17 protein-coding genes are annotated in these 23,159 nt (G+C 48.0%); 14 read left to right on the top strand and 3 right to left on the bottom strand.

Translation table 11 applies throughout. The features are described 5' to 3' along the window. Positions 1–792: 792 nt before the first annotated feature. Both Q4Q52_RS08140 and Q4Q52_RS08135 read right to left on the bottom strand, forming a co-directional pair. On the bottom strand, positions 793–1,698 hold the full coding sequence (locus tag Q4Q52_RS08140) for a helix-turn-helix transcriptional regulator (protein WP_006083558.1): 906 nt from the start codon (positions 1,696–1,698) through the stop codon (positions 793–795). A 69-nt stretch (positions 1,699–1,767) separates the two neighbouring features. Next, the gene (locus tag Q4Q52_RS08135) at positions 1,768–2,640 is read right to left on the bottom strand and encodes a formate dehydrogenase accessory sulfurtransferase FdhD (RefSeq protein WP_311898489.1); all 873 of its coding nucleotides are present in this window, start codon (positions 2,638–2,640) and stop codon (positions 1,768–1,770) included. 319 nt (positions 2,641–2,959) lie between these two features. Here Q4Q52_RS08135 and Q4Q52_RS08130 point away from each other — a divergent pair, with 319 nt between their 5' ends. From Q4Q52_RS08130 to Q4Q52_RS08075, 12 genes are all read left to right on the top strand, one after another. Then, a complete protein-coding gene (locus tag Q4Q52_RS08130) occupies positions 2,960–3,424 on the top strand; it encodes a DUF3305 domain-containing protein (RefSeq protein ID WP_006083560.1) in 465 nt (154 codons plus the stop codon). Then, the gene (locus tag Q4Q52_RS08125; RefSeq protein ID WP_311990315.1) at positions 3,424–4,092 is read left to right on the top strand and encodes a DUF3306 domain-containing protein; all 669 of its coding nucleotides are present in this window, start codon (positions 3,424–3,426) and stop codon (positions 4,090–4,092) included. Before Q4Q52_RS08130 ends, Q4Q52_RS08125 begins: the two co-directional genes overlap by 1 nt. A 189-nt stretch (positions 4,093–4,281) precedes the next feature. After that, entirely contained in the window at positions 4,282–5,943 is a 1,662-nt protein-coding gene (locus Q4Q52_RS08120; RefSeq protein ID WP_311990318.1) for a 4Fe-4S binding protein, read from the top strand. A gap of 10 nt (positions 5,944–5,953) precedes the next feature. Beyond that, positions 5,954–6,631: a molecular chaperone gene (locus Q4Q52_RS08115; protein WP_012090496.1), complete on the top strand. Its 678-nt coding sequence runs from the start codon at positions 5,954–5,956 to the stop codon at positions 6,629–6,631. Between the two features lie 174 nt (positions 6,632–6,805). Further along, on the top strand, positions 6,806–7,003 hold the full coding sequence (locus tag Q4Q52_RS08110) for a twin-arginine translocation signal domain-containing protein (protein WP_006083564.1): 198 nt from the start codon (positions 6,806–6,808) through the stop codon (positions 7,001–7,003). 17 nt (positions 7,004–7,020) lie between these two features. Next, a complete protein-coding gene (locus Q4Q52_RS08105) occupies positions 7,021–9,873 on the top strand; it encodes a molybdopterin-dependent oxidoreductase (RefSeq protein ID WP_311990317.1) in 2,853 nt (950 codons plus the stop codon). A 26-nt stretch (positions 9,874–9,899) separates the two neighbouring features. Continuing rightward, positions 9,900–10,496 (top strand): formate dehydrogenase FDH3 subunit beta, encoded by a 597-nt coding sequence (gene fdh3B / locus Q4Q52_RS08100; RefSeq protein ID WP_106649087.1) that lies wholly within the window; start codon positions 9,900–9,902, stop codon positions 10,494–10,496. A 49-nt stretch (positions 10,497–10,545) separates the two neighbouring features. After that, positions 10,546–11,574, top strand: coding sequence for a formate dehydrogenase subunit gamma (locus Q4Q52_RS08095; RefSeq protein ID WP_012090498.1), 1,029 nt, complete (start codon positions 10,546–10,548; stop codon positions 11,572–11,574). A gap of 382 nt (positions 11,575–11,956) precedes the next feature. Beyond that, a complete protein-coding gene (locus Q4Q52_RS08090) occupies positions 11,957–12,157 on the top strand; it encodes a twin-arginine translocation signal domain-containing protein (protein WP_012090499.1) in 201 nt (66 codons plus the stop codon). Positions 12,158–12,174: 17 nt separating this feature from the next. Continuing rightward, a complete protein-coding gene (locus Q4Q52_RS08085; RefSeq protein WP_311990314.1) occupies positions 12,175–15,027 on the top strand; it encodes a molybdopterin-dependent oxidoreductase in 2,853 nt (950 codons plus the stop codon). Between the two features lie 29 nt (positions 15,028–15,056). Next, positions 15,057–15,626: a formate dehydrogenase FDH3 subunit beta gene (gene fdh3B / locus Q4Q52_RS08080; RefSeq protein ID WP_006083570.1), complete on the top strand. Its 570-nt coding sequence runs from the start codon at positions 15,057–15,059 to the stop codon at positions 15,624–15,626. 79 nt (positions 15,627–15,705) lie between these two features. Next, positions 15,706–16,689, top strand: coding sequence for a formate dehydrogenase subunit gamma (locus tag Q4Q52_RS08075; RefSeq protein WP_311990316.1), 984 nt, complete (start codon positions 15,706–15,708; stop codon positions 16,687–16,689). Between the two features lie 80 nt (positions 16,690–16,769). Here the strand turns inward: Q4Q52_RS08075 and Q4Q52_RS08070 are convergent, their stop codons facing one another. Continuing rightward, on the bottom strand, positions 16,770–18,827 hold the full coding sequence (locus Q4Q52_RS08070) for a TonB-dependent receptor domain-containing protein (RefSeq protein ID WP_311990313.1): 2,058 nt from the start codon (positions 18,825–18,827) through the stop codon (positions 16,770–16,772). A gap of 665 nt (positions 18,828–19,492) precedes the next feature. Between Q4Q52_RS08070 and Q4Q52_RS08065 the strand changes: the two genes are divergently transcribed. Further along, positions 19,493–21,076, top strand: a complete 1,584-nt coding sequence (locus Q4Q52_RS08065) for a methyl-accepting chemotaxis protein (protein WP_311990312.1) — start codon at positions 19,493–19,495, stop codon at positions 21,074–21,076. Between the two features lie 481 nt (positions 21,077–21,557). Further along, positions 21,558–23,099 carry an esterase-like activity of phytase family protein gene (locus Q4Q52_RS08060; protein ID WP_311990311.1) on the top strand — a complete coding sequence of 514 codons (1,542 nt, stop codon included), beginning with the start codon at positions 21,558–21,560 and terminating at the stop codon, positions 23,097–23,099. Positions 23,100–23,159 lie beyond the last annotated feature (60 nt).

Genomic DNA, 23,159 nt, shown 5'->3' with positions numbered 1-23,159 from the left:
AACCCTAAGGTTTCGGCTCAATGAATTCTGTTATTTGTTTCCGCCCTCTCTTCATAAAGAGAAGAAAGCGAAACCAAAATTATGTACATATTGCTATGAACACTCATTCATTGATTTAATTCTTTGATTACTCACTCGAAAGTAAAGTAATTTCGATTAACTCAACACCTGTGAGTGTCCACACAGATTTCTTGTTTTATCTTGTTAAAGAGCAACTCAACCTCGTAAGAGAAGATGAGTACCACACTGAGCGCCGAACGCTTCCAGTTGGCTAGGGCTGCGTATTCTACGCATTTCCCGTTTCGCGTCAAGGAGTATTTTTCAACTTCTTGCTGCGCTTGAATTAAATGCTTAAAAGCGACTCAATTCAAGCTAACTCGTCAGCTAGCTTTCGCTGTCTGCCGTGTCAGTGGATGCGCATTATAGGGAGCAGGAGATTTTGTGCAACCCCTATTTCAAGGAAATTTGCAGTTAATTCTAATTATCTAATCTAACCACACCATACCCACCACTTACCCCCAAAGTTATCCACAAAATGGCATTTTCTCTGCTGTTATTTCTCATATTCTGCGGTTCTACGGCATCAAGACGAAGGGATTTGCGCATAGATTCTATAAAGTTTAGATAAGGATAACGGCTACTCGAGCCGAAATAACTTAATCAGGGACAGGGAGAGATCTCTTTAATCCTTATTTGGTAACTCGCTATATAAGTAGCAGCATAAGTAACTGTCATAAGTAGTGCAGAGATCATTCGACTCTATTCACCTTCATCTATTTTCGAGTGAGCGGATTAGCTCGCACTCCAGAGTAATTGCCCACAGTCGGTAAGATCATAGCCACCCAGTAGCGCCGCCATTTGCCTCGAGTGGCCGCTCGCCAACATAGTAAAGAGTTGTTGAAGCTGACGACGGAAGTAAATGCTTTGCGGCATAACGAAATCGAAGGACTCTTTAATCAGTGGCACGAAACTCAAACCACTCTCCAATGCCACAGATTGACAGCCAAAACCTATATCGGCATCACCACGGGCGATATAACCTGCCAGCTCCCGTTCACTATAGGCCGTCAGCACGACATTTAGCTGATCTAAGCGAGCGCCTTGCTTTAACAACCAATGTTCTAAATGTTGCTGGCTACCCGCGCCGCCCTGACGACTCACCCAACGCCAAGGTAAGTTCACGACTTTATCTTCCTCTTGGCACCTGTGGTGCATATCGGCACGCATGATCAACCCTTGTTGACGGGAGTAACCGTGCACCATGATCCATTGTTGATGATTGTTATACCCTTTAAGTAAGGCTGGATGACGGATATTGCGATCCTCCATACTGCCCCAGTGCAAGGTACACACATCGGCATAACCTTTAGCGAGTAACTCTAATCCTAAGCGTGAACCTGTCGCGCTGTAGCTTATCAACTCACGGCTACCGACTTGTGCCATCAAGCGCGCCACCAGCATAGATAAGAGTGGATCGTCACTACCGGTGATCAACAAACGGTCGGTAAGCATGCCACTGTGACACGAATCCATCACCCAACGGTCGATTAACACTTTCGGGAATAGCCATTTACCGGTGATTTTAGTGGCGGGGAGAATTCTGTCATTGGCCATGGCGTAGACTTTTTTCTCGTTAAGATCTAAATACTCGGCCACTTGCTTCGCGCTCATGTAAACCAATTCACTGGCAGACGTCATCTTGTTTCCTTGTCTTATTCTTTATTACTGCATGCAAGTCTTAGCATTACTGTCTTAGCTCACTTGGGGCTAAGGAGCCGTATTGGCATCAAATTGCAGATTTTCACTGCCGTGATACACCAAAAAGTGTCGACCTTTAGCGCGGGCGATAATAGTAATGCCTAACTGCTGCGCCAGTGCTAAGCCCATCTGAGTGACGCCGCTACGTGATAGCAAAATGGGGATCCCCATCTTGGCGACTTTAATCACCATTTCAGAGGTTAATCGGCCTGTGGTATAAAAAATCTTGTTATCACCACGATCCTGCGTCAGCCACATATCCCCTGCCAAGGTATCAACGGCGTTATGGCGGCCGACATCTTCAACGAAGGCCATAATCCTATCGTCTTCGCACAAACCACAGCCATGCACAGCGCCAGCATTCTTATAGGTTTCGTTATATTCGTTGATATTTTTCAATAAGCTATACAGCGTGCTTTGCTTCAAACTCGGTGTAGGTAAATTGATGTTATCGAGATCCTGCATAAAGCTGCCATAAACCGTGCCTTGACCACAGCCTGACGTCACGGTTTTTTCAGAGAGCTTCTCGTCGAGATCGGCGGTTTGTTCACGGGTAACCACAGCCGCAGAACTCACATCCCAATCGACGATGACAGAGTCCAGCAGGCTCACATCCGAAATAAAGCCTTGGTTCTTAAGATAACCTAACGCCAGAGACTCAGGTTTTGCCCCTAGGGTCATCAGCGTCACTATCGGACGCCAGTTTAAATAAACGGTAAGTGGACGTTCGCAGGCGACAAATTTATCTAGCACTTCCCCAGCTTCATTCACTGCTTTTACGGCAATGGTTAACGGTACTTCCGCTTGGGTTCTCACAAAAGAACACTGATGATGAGGCTTCTGAGTGGGGTTAGCTACCGCTACTTCTTTATCTGTGCCCATGCTGTTTTCCGAAATCATAATGCTACCGCTTAACGAGTCATGGCCTGAGCATAGCAATATTTATACCTAGGTATAAAACTCGGGTTTAAATGCGTGATCTGCCGCAATGCTGATTTTTAATTAGCCCTTTTATGTCCCAAACAAAAACCAGCATTGGACAAAATGTCCAATTTTTAGAGGGTTTTTGATGATCTACTTCAAACTAATACCCCATGTTTACTGGCACCAATATTGCAGTGACCTTTTATCGCAATTTGTTGGTAAAACCGATCCGTTCGATCTACGGTTCGTCCATCAACACGGCTGAGACGGAGAGACAATGCAACATACAACGAATGTTTGGCCCATGTACGTTTCACTTAAAAAAGTAGAGAAACAAGTTGGCCGCTGGACCTCAGTACAATGGGAAATTGAACACCTACTTCCCGCTACCCATCAAGCCCCTGACGACGCAACCTTAGTGCTCCTCGAACTGCACAAAGACGAACGCGCCAGCTATCGCCTCAATCTCGATGTAGACAACGCTATGCTGTATTTAGTGTGCGATGAAACGGCCGATGGCACTTGGATACCCGCAGCACTGTCGGCAGACCAAAACGTCGCCGCAGGTTGCCTTGAGGGCAATACCCCTGTTATCAACCTATTGATGCCAGAAGCTATCGCTTGTTGGATTGAAGCCTTTATCACCCAGCATGGCGAAGTCGAAATCGCCGCCCATCGCCGTAAGCATGTCGATGGCCGTAAGAATCAAGGCCCGAGTCACGATCCACTTCGGAGGGACTAATGGCTGAATCCACGCAAAAAACGGCTGGGCTACTGAGTCGCTGGAACCAGCGTCGCGAACAAGTTGCCGCTGAGCAAGCGCGAGAAACTCAAGAAGAAGCCGCGCCTCAAGCGCCGATCGCGACCGAAGCCACTGTGGCAGTTGAGTCGCTTAATCCCACAGAACCCGCAGTAGAGTCCAATACTGCCGAACATGACGATCCGAATCGCATGCTCACGGCGGCGGATTTACCTAATCCCGACGAAATTGAAATTGGCGGCAGCTTTGCGAGTTTTATGGGCGCGAATGTCGATCCGGCGGCGAAATCTGCGGCGCTGCGAGCACTGTGGAAACAACCACATTTCAACGAGATAGATGGGCTTTTAGAATATGCGCTCGATTACAGTAATCAGCCCAAACTCAGCGCCGAAGTTTCAGCAGAATTAGCGCAAAAAGTCTTCCGCTACATCACCAAAGACAGTGAAACGCCGGATGAAGAGTCAGCCTTAGCCAAACAAGCTGCAGAAACTAATCCATCCGCTAGTCTTGATGTAAGCGAAACCACGACTGAAGAAGTCGAAACCGAATTGGCAGCAGAGCCGATAGCGGACAATTTGGATGGGGAGACTGATGACCTACCCCAAAATGCACCAGAGCCCTCGGCTCAGGCCCAAACCCGAGTTGTTTAACGTCAGTTTAGCTAATTTTAATGTCCGTAACTTTGGTATGTGAATTGCTGTACTAAGACATAAAAAAGCTTAGATAAAAGCAGAAAAGGCAATGACTTACTTATTACCAGCCGCCTAAATCTGCCCAGATACAGTAAAACAAGAAACAGCCAAAGTACTGTTCAGGAACGCAATGTGAGCACTCATTTGATGACCAATCAAACCCAAGAAGCGTTAAAACAAGCGCGGCAACAGGTGTTAGCGCAAACTCAGATGTTGCAGAATCTGATCCCGCCAACCGTCAGCTACACCACCGAAGGCAATGTCCTCATTATCGGCCCAGAAGATCTGGCTCGCCTTGCCGCGGACAAATTGTCCACTATGGCCCATCGCGTGATTTTAGCCAATGAAGCCATTACCAGCCAAGATGAAGCGCACCTTGAGCGTGTGATGGCGGCGGCAACCGATGTCGAAAGTTACTACAACAAACTCATTGGCGTAAAAGGCTTTTTAGGCCAATTCCAAGTCAGTGTTGAACATCAAGATGGCGCGGCCGAACTCAGTTTAGTGTCGATTCGTAAACCCCATTTCGATATCGTGCTCGATTTGAGCAGCACAGCTTGTTTGAACTTAGAAATGCTGCCACCCGGTTATTTCTATGTCGGTCAAGACGCTGAAAAACTCGAAGATGCCCTCGCGCAAATTCCCGATCTCGTCGGCCAATTCGACAAGCCTCGCTACGTCAAAATCAACCCAGATATTTGTGCCCATGACCGCAATGGCATCAATGGTTGTAATCGTTGCCTTAACTTTTGCCCAGCCGATGCAATTAGTAGCGTGGCGAAGAAAATTGAAATCGACCCATACCTTTGCCACGGCGCGGGCAGTTGTACCAGCGCTTGTCCAACGGGTGCCATCAGTTACGATTTACCGACGCCGCAGGCCTTACATTCATATCTGAACAAAGTCGTTAGTCGTTTCCGCGAGCAAGCCCAAACCGCACCGGTGATTTTGTTCCACGACAATGCCGTCGGCGCCGACTTTATTACCGACGATCTAGCGGGTGATGTTATCCCCGTCGCCCTAGAAGAAATGACCGTTGCCAGTTTAGATCATTGGCTGTCGGTACTCGCTTGGGGCGCGCGCCAAGTGCTGATCCTCAATACCGACGCCACAGCGCCAACCCTCACGCAAATGCTTAAAGGCGAACTTTCGTTAGCCAACAGTATTTTAGATGAGATGGGTCAGCCGCAACGTATCAGCCTCATCGACCCAAGCATGCTTGCCGATTTAGATGCGATGCTCGATATCAGCTTAGATTGGCCCGTGATCGTGCCCGCTGCATTTGCCTCGACCACTAAACGCAACACGCTGTTTGAAGCGATTGATCACCTCAATAGCCAAGCGGGTGAAATCGATACTTGCCTTAGTCTCAACAACATTCCCTTTGGCAAAGTCAGCGTGAATGTTGAAAAGTGCACTATGTGTATGTCCTGCGTGGCAATTTGTCCAACCGTGGCATTGCAAGATGGCGGCGACAAACCTGCACTACACTTTATTGAGCAAAACTGCGTGCAATGCGGTTTATGTGAAGCGGCCTGTCCTGAAAAAGTGATTAGCCTAACGCCACAAATTAATTTTGATAAAGCTGCTCGTCAGCAACAACACACCCTGAAAGAAGAAGCCCCCTTCGAATGTATTCGCTGCGGCTCTCCTTTTGCGACCCAATCTATGGTGCATCGGATGCTGGATATGGTCGGCGCGCACAGCGCATTTTCTGCCAATATTGAGCGCTTGAAAATGTGTGGCGACTGCCGGGTAAAAGACATGTTTGAAGACATTCTTCAAGATCCTGAAAAGCAACTGCGATAAGAGATCCGCTATGACCGAATCAGTAAGACAAGTTTCAGAAAACGATCAGTTGAGAGCCGATATCTATCAACTGTTAGCCGCCCTATTGCGCCGTCAGCCGAGTCCTGAACTGCTGCAATTTTTGGCCAATCTTGAAATCGATGCCAATGAAGACAACGAGATGACCAAAGCCTGGTTATCACTCCAACTTGCCGCCCAGCAGTTCAGCGATGAACAGCTTGAAGACGAGTATTTTGCGCTATTCCTCGGTGTAGGTTCTGGCGAGATCTTGCCCTATGGCAGCTGGTTTATGACTGGCTCCTTAATGGACAAACCGCTGGCATTATTGCGCCAAGACCTGATGCAACTCGGATTTGAACGCGAAGACAATGTCAAAGAACCCGAAGATCATGTAGCCGCCCTGTGTGAAGTGATGGGAACCCTGATTTTAGAAGCGCCGAGCTATCGCCAACTGGCTTTTTACCAACGCCATATCGGCAGTTGGATTGGCCGCTTCTGCGACAACTTAGCTAAGGCGCCCAGCGCTGCGTTTTACGCAACTGTAGCCCAGCTGGCAAAAGCCTTCTTTGAAATGGAAGCCAGTGCCTTTGAACAATTGAGCTTAGATATTCCCGTCAATTGCCCAGGCAGCGCCGACCTACAACCGGCCACTAGCGATTTAGCAAAACCAGTGGAATTAATGAACTAAGACTAAGCTTAATAATAGCGCGACATGTGCGCGCTAGATGTCAATGCTAGATGAGTTCAAACAGCGAATGTGAAGTCACACGCACCTTAGCAACAATAACGAAAGCTTAGGCTTTCACAATAACCGAGGTGGTCGCCGTTTGTGCCACCTTATCCCGCAACACAAGGAGACACTATGAAGAAGCCAGCTTCCGACATGGGCCGTCGTCAATTGCTCAAAGCATTGGCACTCGGCAGTGCGGCAGGCGCAGTGGTAACCGTGAGCAGTCAGGCGTTAGCCTCGACAAAAACGGCAGCAACCACAGAGCCTAAGAGTGAGAACTACCGCGAAACCGACCATATCCGTAACTATTATGCGTCGTTGAACAACTAACCAGAGGAGAGTGTGTGATGCGATTAACCCGCAAAACAGACCAGGTTGTCGAATCTAAAGCGCCAGCACTGGGTCTCAATCGTCGTCAGTTCTTAAAATCGGCAGGTCTTGCCACAGGTGGCATCGCTGCGGCGTCCATGCTGGGCACAGGCATGATGCGTAAAGCACAAGCCCAAGAAGACATAGGCCACAATGTTCCCACCGAAGTTAAACGTACCATCTGTTCTCACTGCGCCGTCGGCTGTGGTGTATATGCAGAAGTACAAAACGGCGTGTGGACAGGTCAAGAACCGGCATTTGACCATCCCTTTAACCAAGGCGGACACTGCGCGAAAGGTGCGGCACTGCGTGAGCACGGCCACGGTGAAAAACGCCTGAAATACCCAATGAAGTTAGAAGGCGGCAAGTGGAAAAAGATCTCTTGGGATCAAGCGATTAATGAAGTCGGCGACAAGATGGCAGCGATTCGTCAAGAGTCGGGTCCAGATTCCGTTTACTTTATGGGTAGCGCCAAGTTTTCTAACGAACAAGCTTATTTATATCGCAAATTAGCGGCACTGTGGGGCACGAACAACGTCGACCACTCAGCCCGTATTTGTCACTCTACCACGGTAGCCGGTGTTGCTAACACTTGGGGCTACGGTGCGCAAACCAACTCGTTAAACGATATCCGCAACTCTAAGTGCGTCATGTTTGTGGGTTCAAACCCAAGTGAAGCCCACCCAGTCGCAATGCAACACATTTTGGTGGCTAAAGAACGCGGCGCCAAAATTATCGTCGTAGATCCTCGTTTCACCCGTACTGCAGCGAAATCTGACGAGTACGTGCATATCCGCCCTGGTACAGATATCCCCTTCATTTATGGCCTGTTATGGCACATTTTTGAAAACGGCTGGGAAGATAAAGACTTCTTAAAACAACGTGTATACGGTATGGAACGTATCCGCGAAGAAACCAAAAAATACACTCCAGAAGAAGTTGAGTTGGTTGCAGGCGTGCCTAAGGCGCAAATGTACCGCGTTGCCAAGATGATGGCCGAAACCAAACCCGGCACTATCGTTTGGTGTATGGGCGGTACTCAGCATCACGTTGGTAATGCCAATACCCGTTCATACTGTATTTTACAGTTAGCCCTTGGCAACATGGGGGTTTCTGGTGGTGGGACTAACATCTTCCGTGGTCACGATAACGTACAAGGTGCAACGGACTTCGGTCTGTTATTCGACAACTTACCCGGTTACTACGGTTTAACCTCTGGCGCTTGGGCTCACTGGTCGAATGTATGGGACTTAGATCCAAAATGGGTAGCCAGTCGTTTCGACCAAGGTGAATACTTAGGTCAAACACCACAAACCTCAACTGGTATTCCTTGCTCTCGCTGGCACGATGGGGTGTTAGAAGATAAAACCAAAATTGCGCAGAAAGACAATATCCGTCTGGCGTTCTTCTGGGGACAATCGGTGAACACTGAAACCCGTGGTCGCGAAGTGCGTGAAGCATTGAACAAGATGGATACTGTGGTGGTGGTCGATCCGTTCCCAACCATGGCAGGGGTGATGCACCAACGTAAAGACGGTGTATATCTGTTGCCTGCGGCGACCCAGTTCGAAACCTATGGTTCAGTTTCAGCGACCAACCGCTCAATCCAATGGCGCACTAAGGTCATCGAGCCGCTGTTCGAATCTCTGCCAGATCATGTGATCATGTATAAGTTCGCCAAAAAATGGGGCGTTGAAAAAGAATTCTGTAAGCACATTCAAGTGAATGGCGACGAGCCTTTAATTGAAGATGTGACCCGCGAATTCAATACCGGTATGTGGACTGTAGGTTACACGGGGCAAAGTCCTGAGCGTTTAAAGATGCACCAAGAAAACTGGGGTACTTTCGACGTCAACAGCTTACAAGCTCCCGGCGGCCCAGCTAAGGGTGAAACCTATGGCTTACCTTGGCCATGTTGGGGCACTCCAGAGATGAAACATCCTGGTACCCAGATCCTGTACGATCAATCAAAACACGTAAAAGACGGTGGCGGTAACTTCCGTGCCCGTTACGGTGTAGAGCACGATGGCGTCAACATTCTCGCCGAAGGTTCATTCTCTAAAGGCAGTGAAATTCAAGATGGTTATCCTGAATTTACCGCCGACATGCTCAAGCAATTGGGTTGGTGGGATGAACTTACTGATGCGGAGAAAAAACGCGCCGAAGGCAAAAACTGGAAGACAGATATCTCTGGTGGCATCCAACGTGTTGCGATCAAGCATGGTTGTATTCCATTTGGTAATGCGAAAGCCCGTTGTATCGTTTGGACTTTCCCAGATGATATCCCGAAACATCGTGAACCACTTTACACTCCTCGTCGTGACTTAGTCGCTAAGTACCCAACCTACGAAGACCGTATGGTTGCGCGTCTGCCGACCTTGTATAAGTCAATTCAAGATAAGGACTTTACCCAAGGCTTCCCACTGACACTGACCTCTGGTCGTCTAGTGGAATACGAAGGCGGTGGTGAAGAATCCCGTTCTAACCCTTGGCTTGCTGAGCTACAACAAGAAATGTTCATCGAGATGAACCCTGCGGATGCTGCGGATCGCGGCGTGCGTGACGGTGACAATGTCTTTGTACATGGCCCAGAAGGCGCCAAGATCACGGTTAAGGCTATGGTGACACCACGGGTTGTTCCGGGTGAATGTTTTATGCCATACCACTTTGCTGGTGTGTTTGAGGGCGAAAGCCTAGCGAAAAACTATCCTGAAGGCACAGTGCCTTACGTGATAGGCGAATCGGCAAACACCATTTTAACTTATGGCTACGACGTTGTGACTCAGATGCAAGAAACTAAGTCCAGCCTATGCCAAATCAGCAAAGCCTAACCTACTTGATGAGGAGATAAGCCATTATGGCAGTCATGAAATTTCTGTGTGACACCAAGCGCTGCATCGAGTGTAACGGTTGTGTCACTGCATGTAAGAACGAAAACGACTCCGCTCTCGAGTGGGGAATCCAACGTCGCCGCGTGGTGACAATTAACGATGGTCAACCGGGTGAAGCATCGATTTCAGTGGCATGTATGCACTGTACTGACGCTCCCTGCATGGCCGTATGTCCGGCAGATTGTTTCTACCGTACCGACGATGGCATAGTGCTGCACAACAAAGATACCTGTATCGGTTGTGGTTATTGCTTCTATGCTTGTCCATTTGGTGCACCGCAATTCCCGAAAAAGACTGCGTTTGGTAGTCGTGGCAAGATGGACAAGTGTACTTTCTGCGCCGGTGGCCCAGAAGAAACCTTCTCCGAAGCCGAGCGTAAAAAATACGGCGCCAACCGTATTGCTGAGGGCAAGTTGCCTATGTGTGCTGAGCTTTGTTCGACAAAAGCCCTGCTCGCGGGTGATGCGGAAGTGGTATCCAATATCTACCGTCAACGTATGGCCTCTCGTGGCAATCCTAACGTGATTTGGGGTTACAACCCCAAGACAGGTGAGATTAACTAAGCAGAGCGAGGGTTAGGGAGTCATCCCTAACCTCTGGCAAGGAGTGAAAATGTTAAACAAACAGTTAAACAAATCACTGCGCAGTCTGTTTGCTCTGTTGGTGCTCGTCATGGGATTGGGATTAGGTTCAGTAATGAGCGCAAGCCCAGTACACGCAAGTGATCAGCAATCGAGTCAACAACAGGCGAAAGCGCAAACCAGCGAGGCCGATCTTTGGCGCGCGGTAAAAGCAGGCGATGCCGGCTATACCACGGCTAAAGGGGTCGAAACTGGGGTGTTGATTAACGTTGCCGGTAACCAAGGTAAAGAACTGAGAAATCAATATCTAACCCCGATTATGGCTTTAGCCGTTGTCGGTGTGTTTGGGGCTTTCTTATTGTTTTATCTGGTGAATGGTCCATCAAAACTCAGCAAGGGCTTTTCAGGCAAGTTAGTGGCGCGTTGGTCAAAGGCGGATCTGTGGATCCACTGGATCATGGCGAGTAGCTGCCTGACACTGATGTTTACCGGTTTAACCATAATGTTAGGTAAGCATGTTGTTCAGCCAATGTTAGGGCCTGATCTGTGGGCACCATTGATCTACGGCAGCAAAACCATCCACGATTGGGCAGGTCCCATCTTTATCGCGGCTTGGGCTGTCTGTGTGGTGAAATGGATGCCACTACAAACCTTCAAGATGTATGATTTGAAATGGTTTTTAGTGGTCGGTGGTTATATCAACTTTGGCCCATTCAAAGGTAAACACCCTGACAGTGGTTTTGCTAACGCTGGTGAAAAAATGTGGTTCTGGACCCTGATGTTATTTGGTTTATTCATCAGTGTTTCAGGCATCATGTTGGTATTACCTGGCTTAGACTTGCCGCGCGAAGCCTCCATGGGCGCGTTACTGATCCACTCTATCAGCGCCATTATCCTGATTGCCTTTACCATAGTGCATATTTGGATGGCGACCGTACTCAGCGAAGGCGGTATGGAGTGTATGAAGTCAGGCTATTGTGATGAAAACTGGGCAATCCAGCACCACAATCTCTGGTATGACGAAATCAAAGCCAACGGCAACTTAAAGTATAAAGACTAAGTTAAACCGCAGCTTTTAGGTCCTTAGAACACCCCGCCATGCGGGGTGTTCTTTTATCTGCACTTCATTAGATAATACAAAAACTTAACACCTGAAACTCCGTGATACAAAAAGCCGCCAGCGCCCTGCTCCCAAGGGAGTTTCGAAACTATGAGCGAGTTAACGCTTTAAGATAACGGCTGCCGATTTCAACACTGCAAACTGTCCTAGATCAATTCCTACTCAACCCTTTCCTACTATATTGCCGTCACGCGCGATGATTGATGGCAAACAAGATGATTTCATTATCTTTCCCACCGCTAATCTTCACTTTTTGATAACAAGATAAACCCCACAAAAAGCCGTGCGATCTCAAAACTAAACCCTAATTTCAGGAGTCAGCATGAAGCAGCAACCCAGCGATTTATCTCGCCGATCTTTGCTCAAAGCGCTCACCGTCGGCAGCGTAGCGGGTGCCACGATTGCCGCAACCGGCATGAGCGTGGCACAGGCCAGCGAGAGCAGCAAGGTAACCACCAAAGCGTCAAAGGGTTACCACGAAACTGCGCACATCAGCAGCTATTACAATAGCTTGCGCAGCTAATCTAGGAGAAGTCAGCGATGAAGTTAACTCGCAAGTCTAGTGTCGCCCCAGTGGCAGACAAACCGGCGTTAGGCATTAGCCGTCGTCAATTTATGAAGCACGCAGGTATTGCCACAGGTGGTATTGCCGCAGCATCTCTGATGGGCACAGGCATGATGCGTCGCGTCGAAGCCAAAGAAGTGCCACATGATGCCCCTATCGAAGTCAAACGTACTATTTGTAGTGCCTGCGCCGTCGGTTGTGGTCTGTATGCTGAAGTACAAAATGGCGTGTGGACGGGTCAAGAGCCTGCATTCGATCACCCCTTCAACGCCGGCGGTCACTGTGCTAAAGGTGCGGCACTGCGTGAACATGGTCACGGTGAAAAACGCCTGAAATACCCAATGAAATTGGTTGATGGCAAGTGGAAAAAAATCTCTTGGGAAGATGCGATTAACGAAGTGGGCGACCAAATGCTCAACATTCGGAAAGAATCCGGCCCAGACTCAGTGTACTTCATGGGTAGCGCTAAATTCTCAAACGAAGGTTGTTACATGTACCGCAAACTAGCGGCCATGTGGGGCACAAACAACGTCGACCATTCAGCTCGTATTTGTCACTCTACCACGGTAGCCGGTGTTGCTAACACTTGGGGCTACGGTGCGCAAACTAACTCCTTTAACGATATCCAAAACGCGAATGCGATTTTCTTTATCGGTGCCAACCCTGCAGAAGCCCACCCAGTGGCGATGCAACATATTCTGATCGCGAAAGAAAGAAACAACGCTAAGTTAATCGTGGTTGATCCACGTTTCTCTCGTACTGCGGCGCATTCAGATCTGCACTGCGCATTGCGTCCAGGTACAGATATTCCTTTTATTTACGGTATGTTATGGCACATTTTTGAAAACGGTTGGGAAGATAAAACTTTTATCCAACAACGTGTTTTTGAGATGGATACCATTCGCGCCGAAGCGAAAAAGTTCCCACCTAAAGAAGTGGAAAACATCACAGGCGTGAGCGAAGCCGAAGTTTATCAAGCCGCGAAACTCATGGCAGATAACCGCCCTGGTACTGTGATTTGGTGTATGGGTGGTACTCAACACCACGTCGGTAACGCCAACACTCGCGCTTACTGTATTCTGCAATTAGCGCTAGGTAACATGGGTGTGTCAGGCGGCGGTACTAACATTTTCCGTGGTCACGATAACGTGCAAGGCGCGACTGACTTAGGTTTGTTATTCGATAACTTACCGGGTTACTACGGCTTAACAACGGGTGCTTGGACCCACTGGACCCACGTGTGGGATCTGGACATGGAATGGATGAAGAGCCGTTTCGATCAAGGCACTTATCTTGGCCGTGAACCTATGACTACGCCCGGTATCCCTTGCTCTCGCTGGCACGATGGTGTGTTAGAAGAAAAAGGCAAACTTGCGCAGCAAGATAACATCCGTATGGCGTTTTTCTGGGGACAATCGGTCAACACCGAAACCCGTCAACGTGATGTACGTGATGCTTTAGACAAGATGGACACTGTGGTCGTTGTCGACCCGTTCCCAACTATGGCAGGTGTGATGCATCGCCGTAAGAATGGTGTTTACTTGCTACCAGCAGCGACACAGTTTGAAACTGAAGGCTCAGTGTCTAACTCTGGCCGCAGCCAACAATGGCGCGAAAAAGTCATAGAGCCACTGTTTGAATCTAAAACCGATATCGAAATTATGTATCGCTTAGCGCAAAAACTGGGTATTGCCGAGCAGTACACTAAACGCATCGCGATTGAAAATGGTTTACCTGTGATTGAAGAAATCACCCGTGAAATCAACCGCGGTATGTGGACTATCGGTATGACGGGTCAAAGCCCTGAGCGTATCAAGTTACACACCCAAAACTGGGGCACTTTCAGCAACAAGACGTTGGAAGCCGCAGGCGGCCCAGCGAAAGGCGAAACCTACGGTTTACCTTGGCCATGTTGGGGCACGCCAGAAGCGAAACACCCTGGTACTCAAATTCTGTATAACCAATCGAAACACGTTAAAGACGGTGGTGGTAACTTCCGCGCCCGTTATGGTGTTGAATACAATGGCAAAAATCTGTTGGCCGAAGGCTCTTTCTCTAAAGGTGCTGAAATCCAAGACGGTTACCCAGAGTTCTCCGATAAGCTGCTCAAACAACTCGGTTGGTGGGATGATCTGACTGCGGCAGAAAAAGCCGAAGCCGAAGGCCGCAACTGGAAGACAGACTTGTCAGGCGGCATAGTACGCGTGGCGATCAAGCACGGTTGCATTCCCTTTGGTAACGCCAAAGCCCGTTGTATTGTTTGGACTTTCCCAGACCAAGCGCCTGTTCACCGTGAGCCGTTATACACGCCACGCCGTGACTTAGTAGCCAAATACCCAACCTATGCCGACATGCAAGTGCACCGTCTGCCAACTCTGTATAAGTCAATCCAAGACAAAGACATGAGCGGCAAGTACCCACTGGTACTGACCTCTGGCCGTCTGGTTGAATACGAAGGGGGTGGTGAAGAATCTCGTTGTAACCCTTGGCTAGCTGAACTTCAACAGGAAATGTTTGTTGAGATAAGCCCTGCCGATGCTGCTGATCGCGGTATTCGTAACGGTGATTTCGTGTGGTTAGAAGGCGCCGAAGGTGGCCGCATTAAGGTACAAGCTATGGTGACGCCACGCGTTAAACCTGGCGTGACCTTTATGCCATATCACTTTGCGGGTGTGATGCACGGTGAAAGTTTAGCGCCTAATTATCCAGAGGGCACAGTACCTTACGTTATCGGTGAATCCGCTAACACTGCGCTGACCTATGGTTATGACCCTGTGACGCAAATGCAGGAAACCAAGGCATCACTGTGTCAGATCGTTAAAGCGTAAGTGCAGCTTAAGCTAGGAGAATTGCCATTATGGCTACAATGAAATTTTTGTGTGATACCAAGCGCTGCATCGAATGTAACGGTTGTGTCACTGCCTGTAAAAACGAAAACGACTCCGCTCTCGAGTGGGGGATCCAACGCCGACGCGTAGTGACCATTAACGATGGTCAACGTGGAGAAGCCTCTATTTCTGTCGCCTGTATGCATTGCAGCGATGCACCTTGTATGGCAGTTTGCCCAGCAAATTGCTTCTACAGAACCGACGACGGCATAGTGCTACACAACAAAGATGCCTGTATTGGTTGCGGTTACTGCTTGTACGCCTGTCCGTTTGGCGCACCACAGTTCCCGAAAAAAGGTGCCTTTGGTAGCCGTGGCAAGATGGATAAATGTACCTTCTGCGCTGGCGGCCCAGAAGAAAACCACTCAGAGGCAGAGCGCCAAAAATACGGTTCAAACCGTATTGCCGAAGGCAAACTGCCTATGTGTGCAGAACTGTGTGCCACTAAGGCCCTGTTAGCGGGTGATGCTGAAATTGTTTCAAACATCTTCCGTGAACGTGTGGCTTACCGTGGTGCTAAAAACGCGGCTTGGAATTAATTCAAGTCAACAGGATCTGTCCACAGGCTTAGCTTAGCGCCTGCTAAGGCGGGCGCGACTAAGTGAGAGAGGATGTATGATGAACAAATGGTTCAAACACATAGGTTTAGCCATAGCACTGCTATTTAGTGCCGTGTGTATAGCCAATGGTGGTGATGAACTGGCGAATCAAGTTCAACAGTCTGATGCCCAAATTTGGGCACAACTGAAGGATGGTGCCACGGGATACACTACCTCCCAAAGTGAGTTTCATGCTCAACCCATCAATACCTATGATCTACGGGTATTAGAGCTACGTAGCGACTGGTTAGCGCCGGCCTTAATGGCAGCACTATTCGGCATGATTATTATCTTTGTCTTATTTATCAAGGTGAATGGCATCTCTAAGCTGCACCATGGTTTTTCAGGCAAGTTAGTGCATCGCTGGTCTAAGTTTGATGTTTCAATCCACTGGCTAGGCGCGATCCCGTGCTTACTGTTGATTTTAACGGGCTTAACCTTGCTGGCAGGTCGCTTCTTCTTCCAACCTTGGTTGGGCGAAGGCATCTGGGAAGCCACCGTCTACGGTGCAAAGCAAATCCATGACGTGATGGCGATTCCCTTCATGATAGGTTGGGCATTAATGACCACCCTCTGGGCGAAAAACCAGCTGCCAAAAATGTACGACGTAAAGTGGTTCTTAGTCGTGGGCGGTTACATTAACTTTGGCCCGTTTAAAGGTAAGCACCCAGACGCAGGTTTTGCCAACGCCGGTGAGAAAATGTGGTTCTGGGCCTTTGCCCTGTTTGGATTAGTGATTTCGGCCTCTGGCATGTTGTTACTCTTCCCTAACCTGTTCGAGCCAAGCCGTACATTAAGCTTGATCGCACTCGTGCTGCACTCAGTGAGCGCCATAGTGATCTGTGCTTTCTCTATCGTGCACATCTTCATGGCAACGGTAATGTCTGAAGGCGGTATGGAGTGTATGGTGTCTGGTTATTGTGATGAAAACTGGGCAACTCAACACCACAACCTGTGGTACGACGAAATCAAAGCCAACGGCACTTTGACATATAAAGAGTAAAAGTCGCTGAAAATAAAAAACCTCCACAGCATGCTGTGGAGGTTTTTTTATGGGTAAAATAAGTGCGTTAAATCGAGCGCTTAAAAGCGGTACATTACAGAGACACCGAGATTTCTGGGGTCGATAATCGCCGCATAACCATCGGGGTAACTGCGGCTGGCGGGTTCATTTACCGTCAATGCTTGCTCATCAAACAGGTTGTTTATAAAACCGCTGACTCTCCAGCTATCAGTTTGATAATCGAGGCTTAAGCGAGCCACCACATAGTCACCAGCCACCCGTGATTCGGTATTATTGATATCCGCAAAATACTCACCCACATAGTTGCCTGAAAAACCGAAAGAAAACGCATCGCCCAACCAATATTTTAAGCCCGCATTGGCGGTCACGTGCGGCGCCGAGTTCAGCTGATTGCCGATAATGTCACCATAGCTAGGATCCGCTTGTTTGATCTCACTATCGAGCAAACCTACGCCCGAAATAAATTGCAGGTTTTCGGTTAACATGGCGCTAAATTCAGCCTCAATACCGTAGCTGACCGCTTTATCGATATTGGTAATTTTGCGGGCGCTATTAGACGCTTGATAACCATCAAAATCGTTGTAGAAGAGGTTGGCACTCAAGTTAACATCGCCATTGGCAAATGAGCTGCGACTGCTGAGTTCATAGGTATTGACGTACTCTTCGTCGTAATAGTAATACTCACTTTCGGCTAGCGACAGCGCACCGCCGCCCGAGTTATAACCCCGGCGAACACTGGCCGCCAAGGTCGTGCTGTCATTCAGCGCATATTGCAACACGAGCTTGGGCAGGGTGACAGTATTGGCATCGTCGAGTTTTTCCTGCAATTGGCTGCCCTTATAGAGCATATTGAAGTTACGTAATTGCTCGTCACGCATCACGCGGCCGCCGACAGTAACCCAGAGTGACTCGGCAAGCCCATAGGTTATTTCACCGTAAATGGAGGTGGACTCAGTGCTGTCATCACCACTGTAAACGGAACTGCCAGTACTGCCAAAATCTTGGCTGCGTTTAAAATAGGCTAAACCCACAAAGCCGTTGAAGTCTTTATCTTTAAGGCCAAAGCTGTATTTACCATCGACAGTGTAACTCTGGTCGCTCATATCGACATATTGCTGCGCCGTGACAAGGGGTTCATAGGATTCAAAACCCCAGTCATAATCCATATAAGCCACGATGAGATCTAAGGCGCGCCCTTCACCGAGGTCATAATCAACTTTCACTGAGTGAGTCGTGGATTTAGTCTCGATATATCGCTGGAAAATAGGCTTAAACGCCCAAGGATCATCACCGGTAAAATAGTTACGCCCGGAGTCACCTTTCTCATCATTGTATGAAAAGCTGTAGAGCACTTTGAGATCTTCAATCGCACTCGGCTGCCACAGGAATTTACCGCGCCAGCGATTGGTGATCAGTTCATTTTGATCAAAAGTGGCGGGATTAGTCTCGTATTCCAAGCCTTTATTGAAGGTATTCCCTGTCACATTTTGTCCGCTCACCCTAAATGCCAACTCATCATCGAGGATCGGGCCTGAGAGCATCACAGCACTGTCGATAAAGTTATCTTGATTACGATAACCGACACGAGCCGCGCCTTGCCAATCGAAGGTCGGGTCTTCGGTTTTAATAAACACTGTGCCGCCAATGCTGTTACGGCCGTTAATCGTCGATTGTGGGCCGCGGTACACCTCAATTTGTTGGATATCCCACAGACCAGTATCACCAGTAAGATCGGCAACAAAAGGCTCAGCAACCCCATCGACTAAGGTGGATACCCGCGCCCGAGCGCCTCCGGTAAAAGAGTTAAATCCAGAGGCTGAGCCGTTACCTGAAACCCCACGGATATCCGGCACAGAACCCGATAGCACCACCACGTTAGGTACTTCAGATAAAGCACTCGAGGTGGATTGATATTGACCGCTGTCGAGCGCTTCCTTGTCGATCACCGAAATAGAAGAGGTTGTATCCTTAAGACTACGCTCAATCTTTTCACCATAAACAGTTATCTTTTCAATCGGTTCAGAAGATTCTGCGTCCACAGCAGCGTAAGCTGATGACATCACTAAACTCGAAACCATTACTGCAATTGCACTTTTCTTAAACGCCCTGCATTCCATTAAAACCTCGACAGCACTCATTGATAAACGGTGTTAGCTTGAAATGCCGACAATCTACATTAAAACAACCTTAAATCCAAATGATAACCAATATCATTTACATTAAGTTTATGGCTTTGTGACTGAACGCAAATTTGCGTGTGATGATAAGTAAAAGAGTGAACTGGGAATAAGTGCGACTTACGTTGACAGGGACTAGAGCTTGTTGACGTTTTGCGATTAAATTTTATTCGCCATGGCAAGCTCGTGATCGCGAAACAAAGAGTGAAGTGCCGTTATTCCTCCCACCTGAGGAGCAGATCGTGTAATTGATAGTACGAGCAGGAGCTTGCCAGACAAACCCTTTGGGCAGCGTTTGCGTGTTTTGCGATCTGCGTCACAATCGCCTTTTGCACTGTTAATAAGCTGTAGAATGGCGGCTAACCCTGCTTTATTTTTACCTTAAAAATCAATTAACTGAGATATTATTGAATTTTAATTACACAACATATAACAACCAGGAGGTTATTTCAAACCAACAAAACAATAACAACCCCTTTAAAAACATAAATTTACACCAAAAAGGCTCAGAATATCACCTTGCGACTGTGTAATACCAAGCGTTAAAATGGCCGCTATATGTAATTTAATTACACCTCTCTTGATTTATACCTCAGTAGGCCACCATGTTTAACAATGCAAAAACCAGCACATTGACGGCGCTGCCTTCAGTATTTTCGAGTTTTCTATTGATCATTATCGGTATTTTCTCCTATCGGGGCTTTGCCGAACTCAATGACACCAGCAGCAAACTGGTCAACAATACCCAGCTCGCCGAAACCTTCACTAGTGTGCGTGAATCCTTCTTTGAACTGCGTTTAGCAACATTAGTCCATAACACTGACGCCATCAGCTCACAACAACGAAATGTGCAGCTGCTCATAGAGAAACTCGCAAACTTCAACACCGATTTTATGGGGCCAGATGCCAGAACGATCCGTACGCTGTTGCCGCAAATTGAGCAATATGTGCGTCTGTATCAGCAAGAAATCAACTACGCCAAACAAACTGGCGCAGAGCCTGAACTAACACTCGAGCGCAAGGCCCTTGGACCCAAAGTAAGCAATGAGATTAATCAATTAGTTAAGTTGATCACTCAGCGAAACCATGATCTTGGCAAACAAGCCGAAGACAAAGTGAACGCCACCGAGGCATTGCTCCTTGGCCTAATCCTAATTGCCATCATCGCCTCTCTCCTCAGCGCGCTCTTTATGAGCAAACGCTTAGTCCGAATCGTCAATGACATTAAGCTGGTAATGGAACGCCTAGCCAATGGCGACCTGACACATAAGACAAACATAAAGGGTGACAACGAACTCTGCTCACTCGCCACCGATCTCGATCGCGTTATCGATAATCTACGCCATATCATCTCAGATATTACCCAAGCCTCAGATCACATGTCTGACCAAATTGGCCAACTGAATGTGCAATCCAATACTAATAGTGGTGCGCTACAAACTCACGCAGTCGAAACCGACCAAGTCGTAACGGCCATGACAGAAATGAGCGCGACTGCCCATAACGTTGCAGGTGATGCCGCGTCTGCAGCCCAGTTTACTCAGCAAGCCAATGAACAAGCTGATAAATCGAAGAAAGCCGTTGAACAAGCCGCCAACACTGTGATTGCCTTGGTGACTAAAGTCGATGTAGCAGCCGATGCGATTAATGATATGAACGAAAACACTCGTCATATCGCCGCTATTTTAAATGTAATAGGCGAGATTGCCGATCAGACTAATCTGCTCGCGCTCAATGCGGCTATCGAAGCCGCCCGCGCAGGTGAACAAGGTCGAGGCTTTGCCGTTGTCGCCGATGAAGTGCGTACATTGGCCGCTCGTACTCAAGCCAGTACATCCGAGATCAATCAGATGCTTGAACGTTTACGCCGCGGTGCCGATGCTGCCGTGACCGCAATGGAGCAAACCAAACACAGTTGCCAACAAGCCGCTGACACAACCACTCTGGTAACGGAAAACCTCGATACCCTGACCGCTTATGTGTTCGATATTAATGGGCTCAGCACTCAAATCGCCACCGCCGCCGAAGAGCAAAGCGCCGTGACCGAAGAAATAAACCGTAATCTGACCACCATTCGTGAAATGGTCGATGAACTGAATCAAAGCGGTAAAGCCACCCTTAACAGCGCTACAGCTTTAGCCGCGACGAAGGAACAACTCGTCGGCGTGGTATCGCATTTTAAGCTTTAGATTTAGGCTCCCTGAAAAAAGCTTTTAAATCTGCGGCCTAATAACAAAAATTATTGGGCTGTCAGATTTTTAGATGAGATATAAAGCGCGTCACACACCTGCAATATAAATCGCAGCCAAGAAAACTAACCTATTATTAATACTGTATTTTTATAAAAAATTATTTACCAAAAAATGATTAAATTGATTCAGTGTCAACAGTACTAAAGCAATAATAAGAGCGTGAAGCCTGTAGTTCAGAAATGAAGTTTGCCCACCACTCACTCCCACAATATTAAATACCACTAAAAAACTGCGGACTCAGCCAATCAACGACGCCATCATGGGCTTTCATACACAGCCAACATACCGTATTACTCGTGAACACCGTATTCGTACTCGGTACGTTAAGCGGCACACTTGTCACATTTAGTTCACAGCCTAACTTTATATTACCTGCCAACAACATAGCTAATCACTTTAAGAATCGGGATATATTAAGATGAAAAATGTGCTCGTCACCTCCGGCTTGTGCCTGTCAGTTTTGCTACTGAGTGCTTGTAATTCGGATGATAAAGACATCAGTAGCCTGACCACACAAACCACCTTAATTGGCGGTGATAGCCACTGCTGGATGGGCGGCACTCGCACGGATTCAGGTCTTGATAACAACGATAACGGCAAGCTCGACAGTAATGAAGTGGTTGATAGCAGCTATGCATGTAACGCCGACCTGTTTACGGACAAAGCGGTGCATTTACCTTTCACTGTGCTGCGCGATGATTTAGACAATGGCGCTATGCCTGGTACTAAATTTGAAATTCGTAACGGCGGCTATGGCTCTGATGCAGCGCCCAACCCCAATAACCCTATTCAATTTTATGCCCTCACCGATCGCGGCCCGAATGCAGATTACAGCGGTAGTTTAGGCAAAGGAAAAATGTTTCCAACGCCTGACTACACGCCACGTATCGGTTTGTTTGAACTGCAAACCAATGGCACTATCACTAAGGTCAAAGACATCTTATTTAAACGCCCTGATGGCAACTTGATCACTGGACTGCCTAATAGCAGTAGCCTTGGAGGCACAGGAGAAATCCCCTATGACGCAGCAGGTGAAGTCATTCGTCAAGACATGAGCCAGCCTTATAATGCCCAGACCAACCCCATCAAACTCGATGATTATGGGTTAGATTCTGAAGGTCTCGCCGCCATGGATGATGGCAGTTTTTGGGTCAGCGATGAGTATGGTCCACACATAGTGCATTACTCGGCTGAAGGGGTAGAAATAGCGCGGATTAATCCTTTCGCAGACGATGCACGCAACTTATATAGCCTACCGGCAGAATTTGCTCATCGCCGCGCCAACCGAGGGATGGAAGGGCTGACCATCACGCCCGATCAGTCGACACTTGTGGGCATAATGCAATCGACCATCTCCAATCCCGATAAGAGTGTTAACAACAATACCCTGACTCGAATCGTGACCATCAACTTAGCGACAGGCGCTATTAGCCAATATTTATATCAGCAAGAAATTGCCCAAAACTCTAACTCAGCAATCGTTGCCTTAAGTAACAGCCAATTTTTAGTGTTAGAACGTGATGGCAAGTTTTTTAATATCGACACTGATGTGATGAAGCATGTGTACAAGATAGATATCAGCGGCGCGACAGATCTCGAGACCGTCACTGCACAAGCTGATATAGCCCAAGATGCGGCGTTAGGTTTAACCATTAAAGGTAAAACCTTAGAGCAGGTAGCGCTAAGCGATGGCTGGGAGGCACTTGCAGCTAATGGCATCATACCCGCGACAAAATCACTGGTGCTAGATATGGCTGCCAAAACACAATATCCCCATGACAAAATGGAAGGTTTGTGGCTAATTGATAATAAGCGTTTGGGTGTGCTAAATGACGATGACTTTGCCACTTGGAGTAATAACAACACCTTAGAACAGAAATATCTCGATAGTGCGCAAAGTGACATCGACGGCAACACTTTGTATATCGTTGACAACTTGCCCTTATCGGCTGATAAATAACCATTGAGTATTCAACCGCATGAGCCACCACTGTCTTTAGTGGTGGCTCATGATGCACTC

Origin of the sequence: Shewanella sp. SP1S2-4, from assembly GCF_031932075.1 — a bacterium.
Classification (GTDB): domain Bacteria; phylum Pseudomonadota; class Gammaproteobacteria; order Enterobacterales; family Shewanellaceae; genus Shewanella; species Shewanella baltica.
The sequence above is the reverse complement of the archived record's forward strand: the minus strand, read 5'-3'. Positions and strand labels throughout refer to the sequence as shown.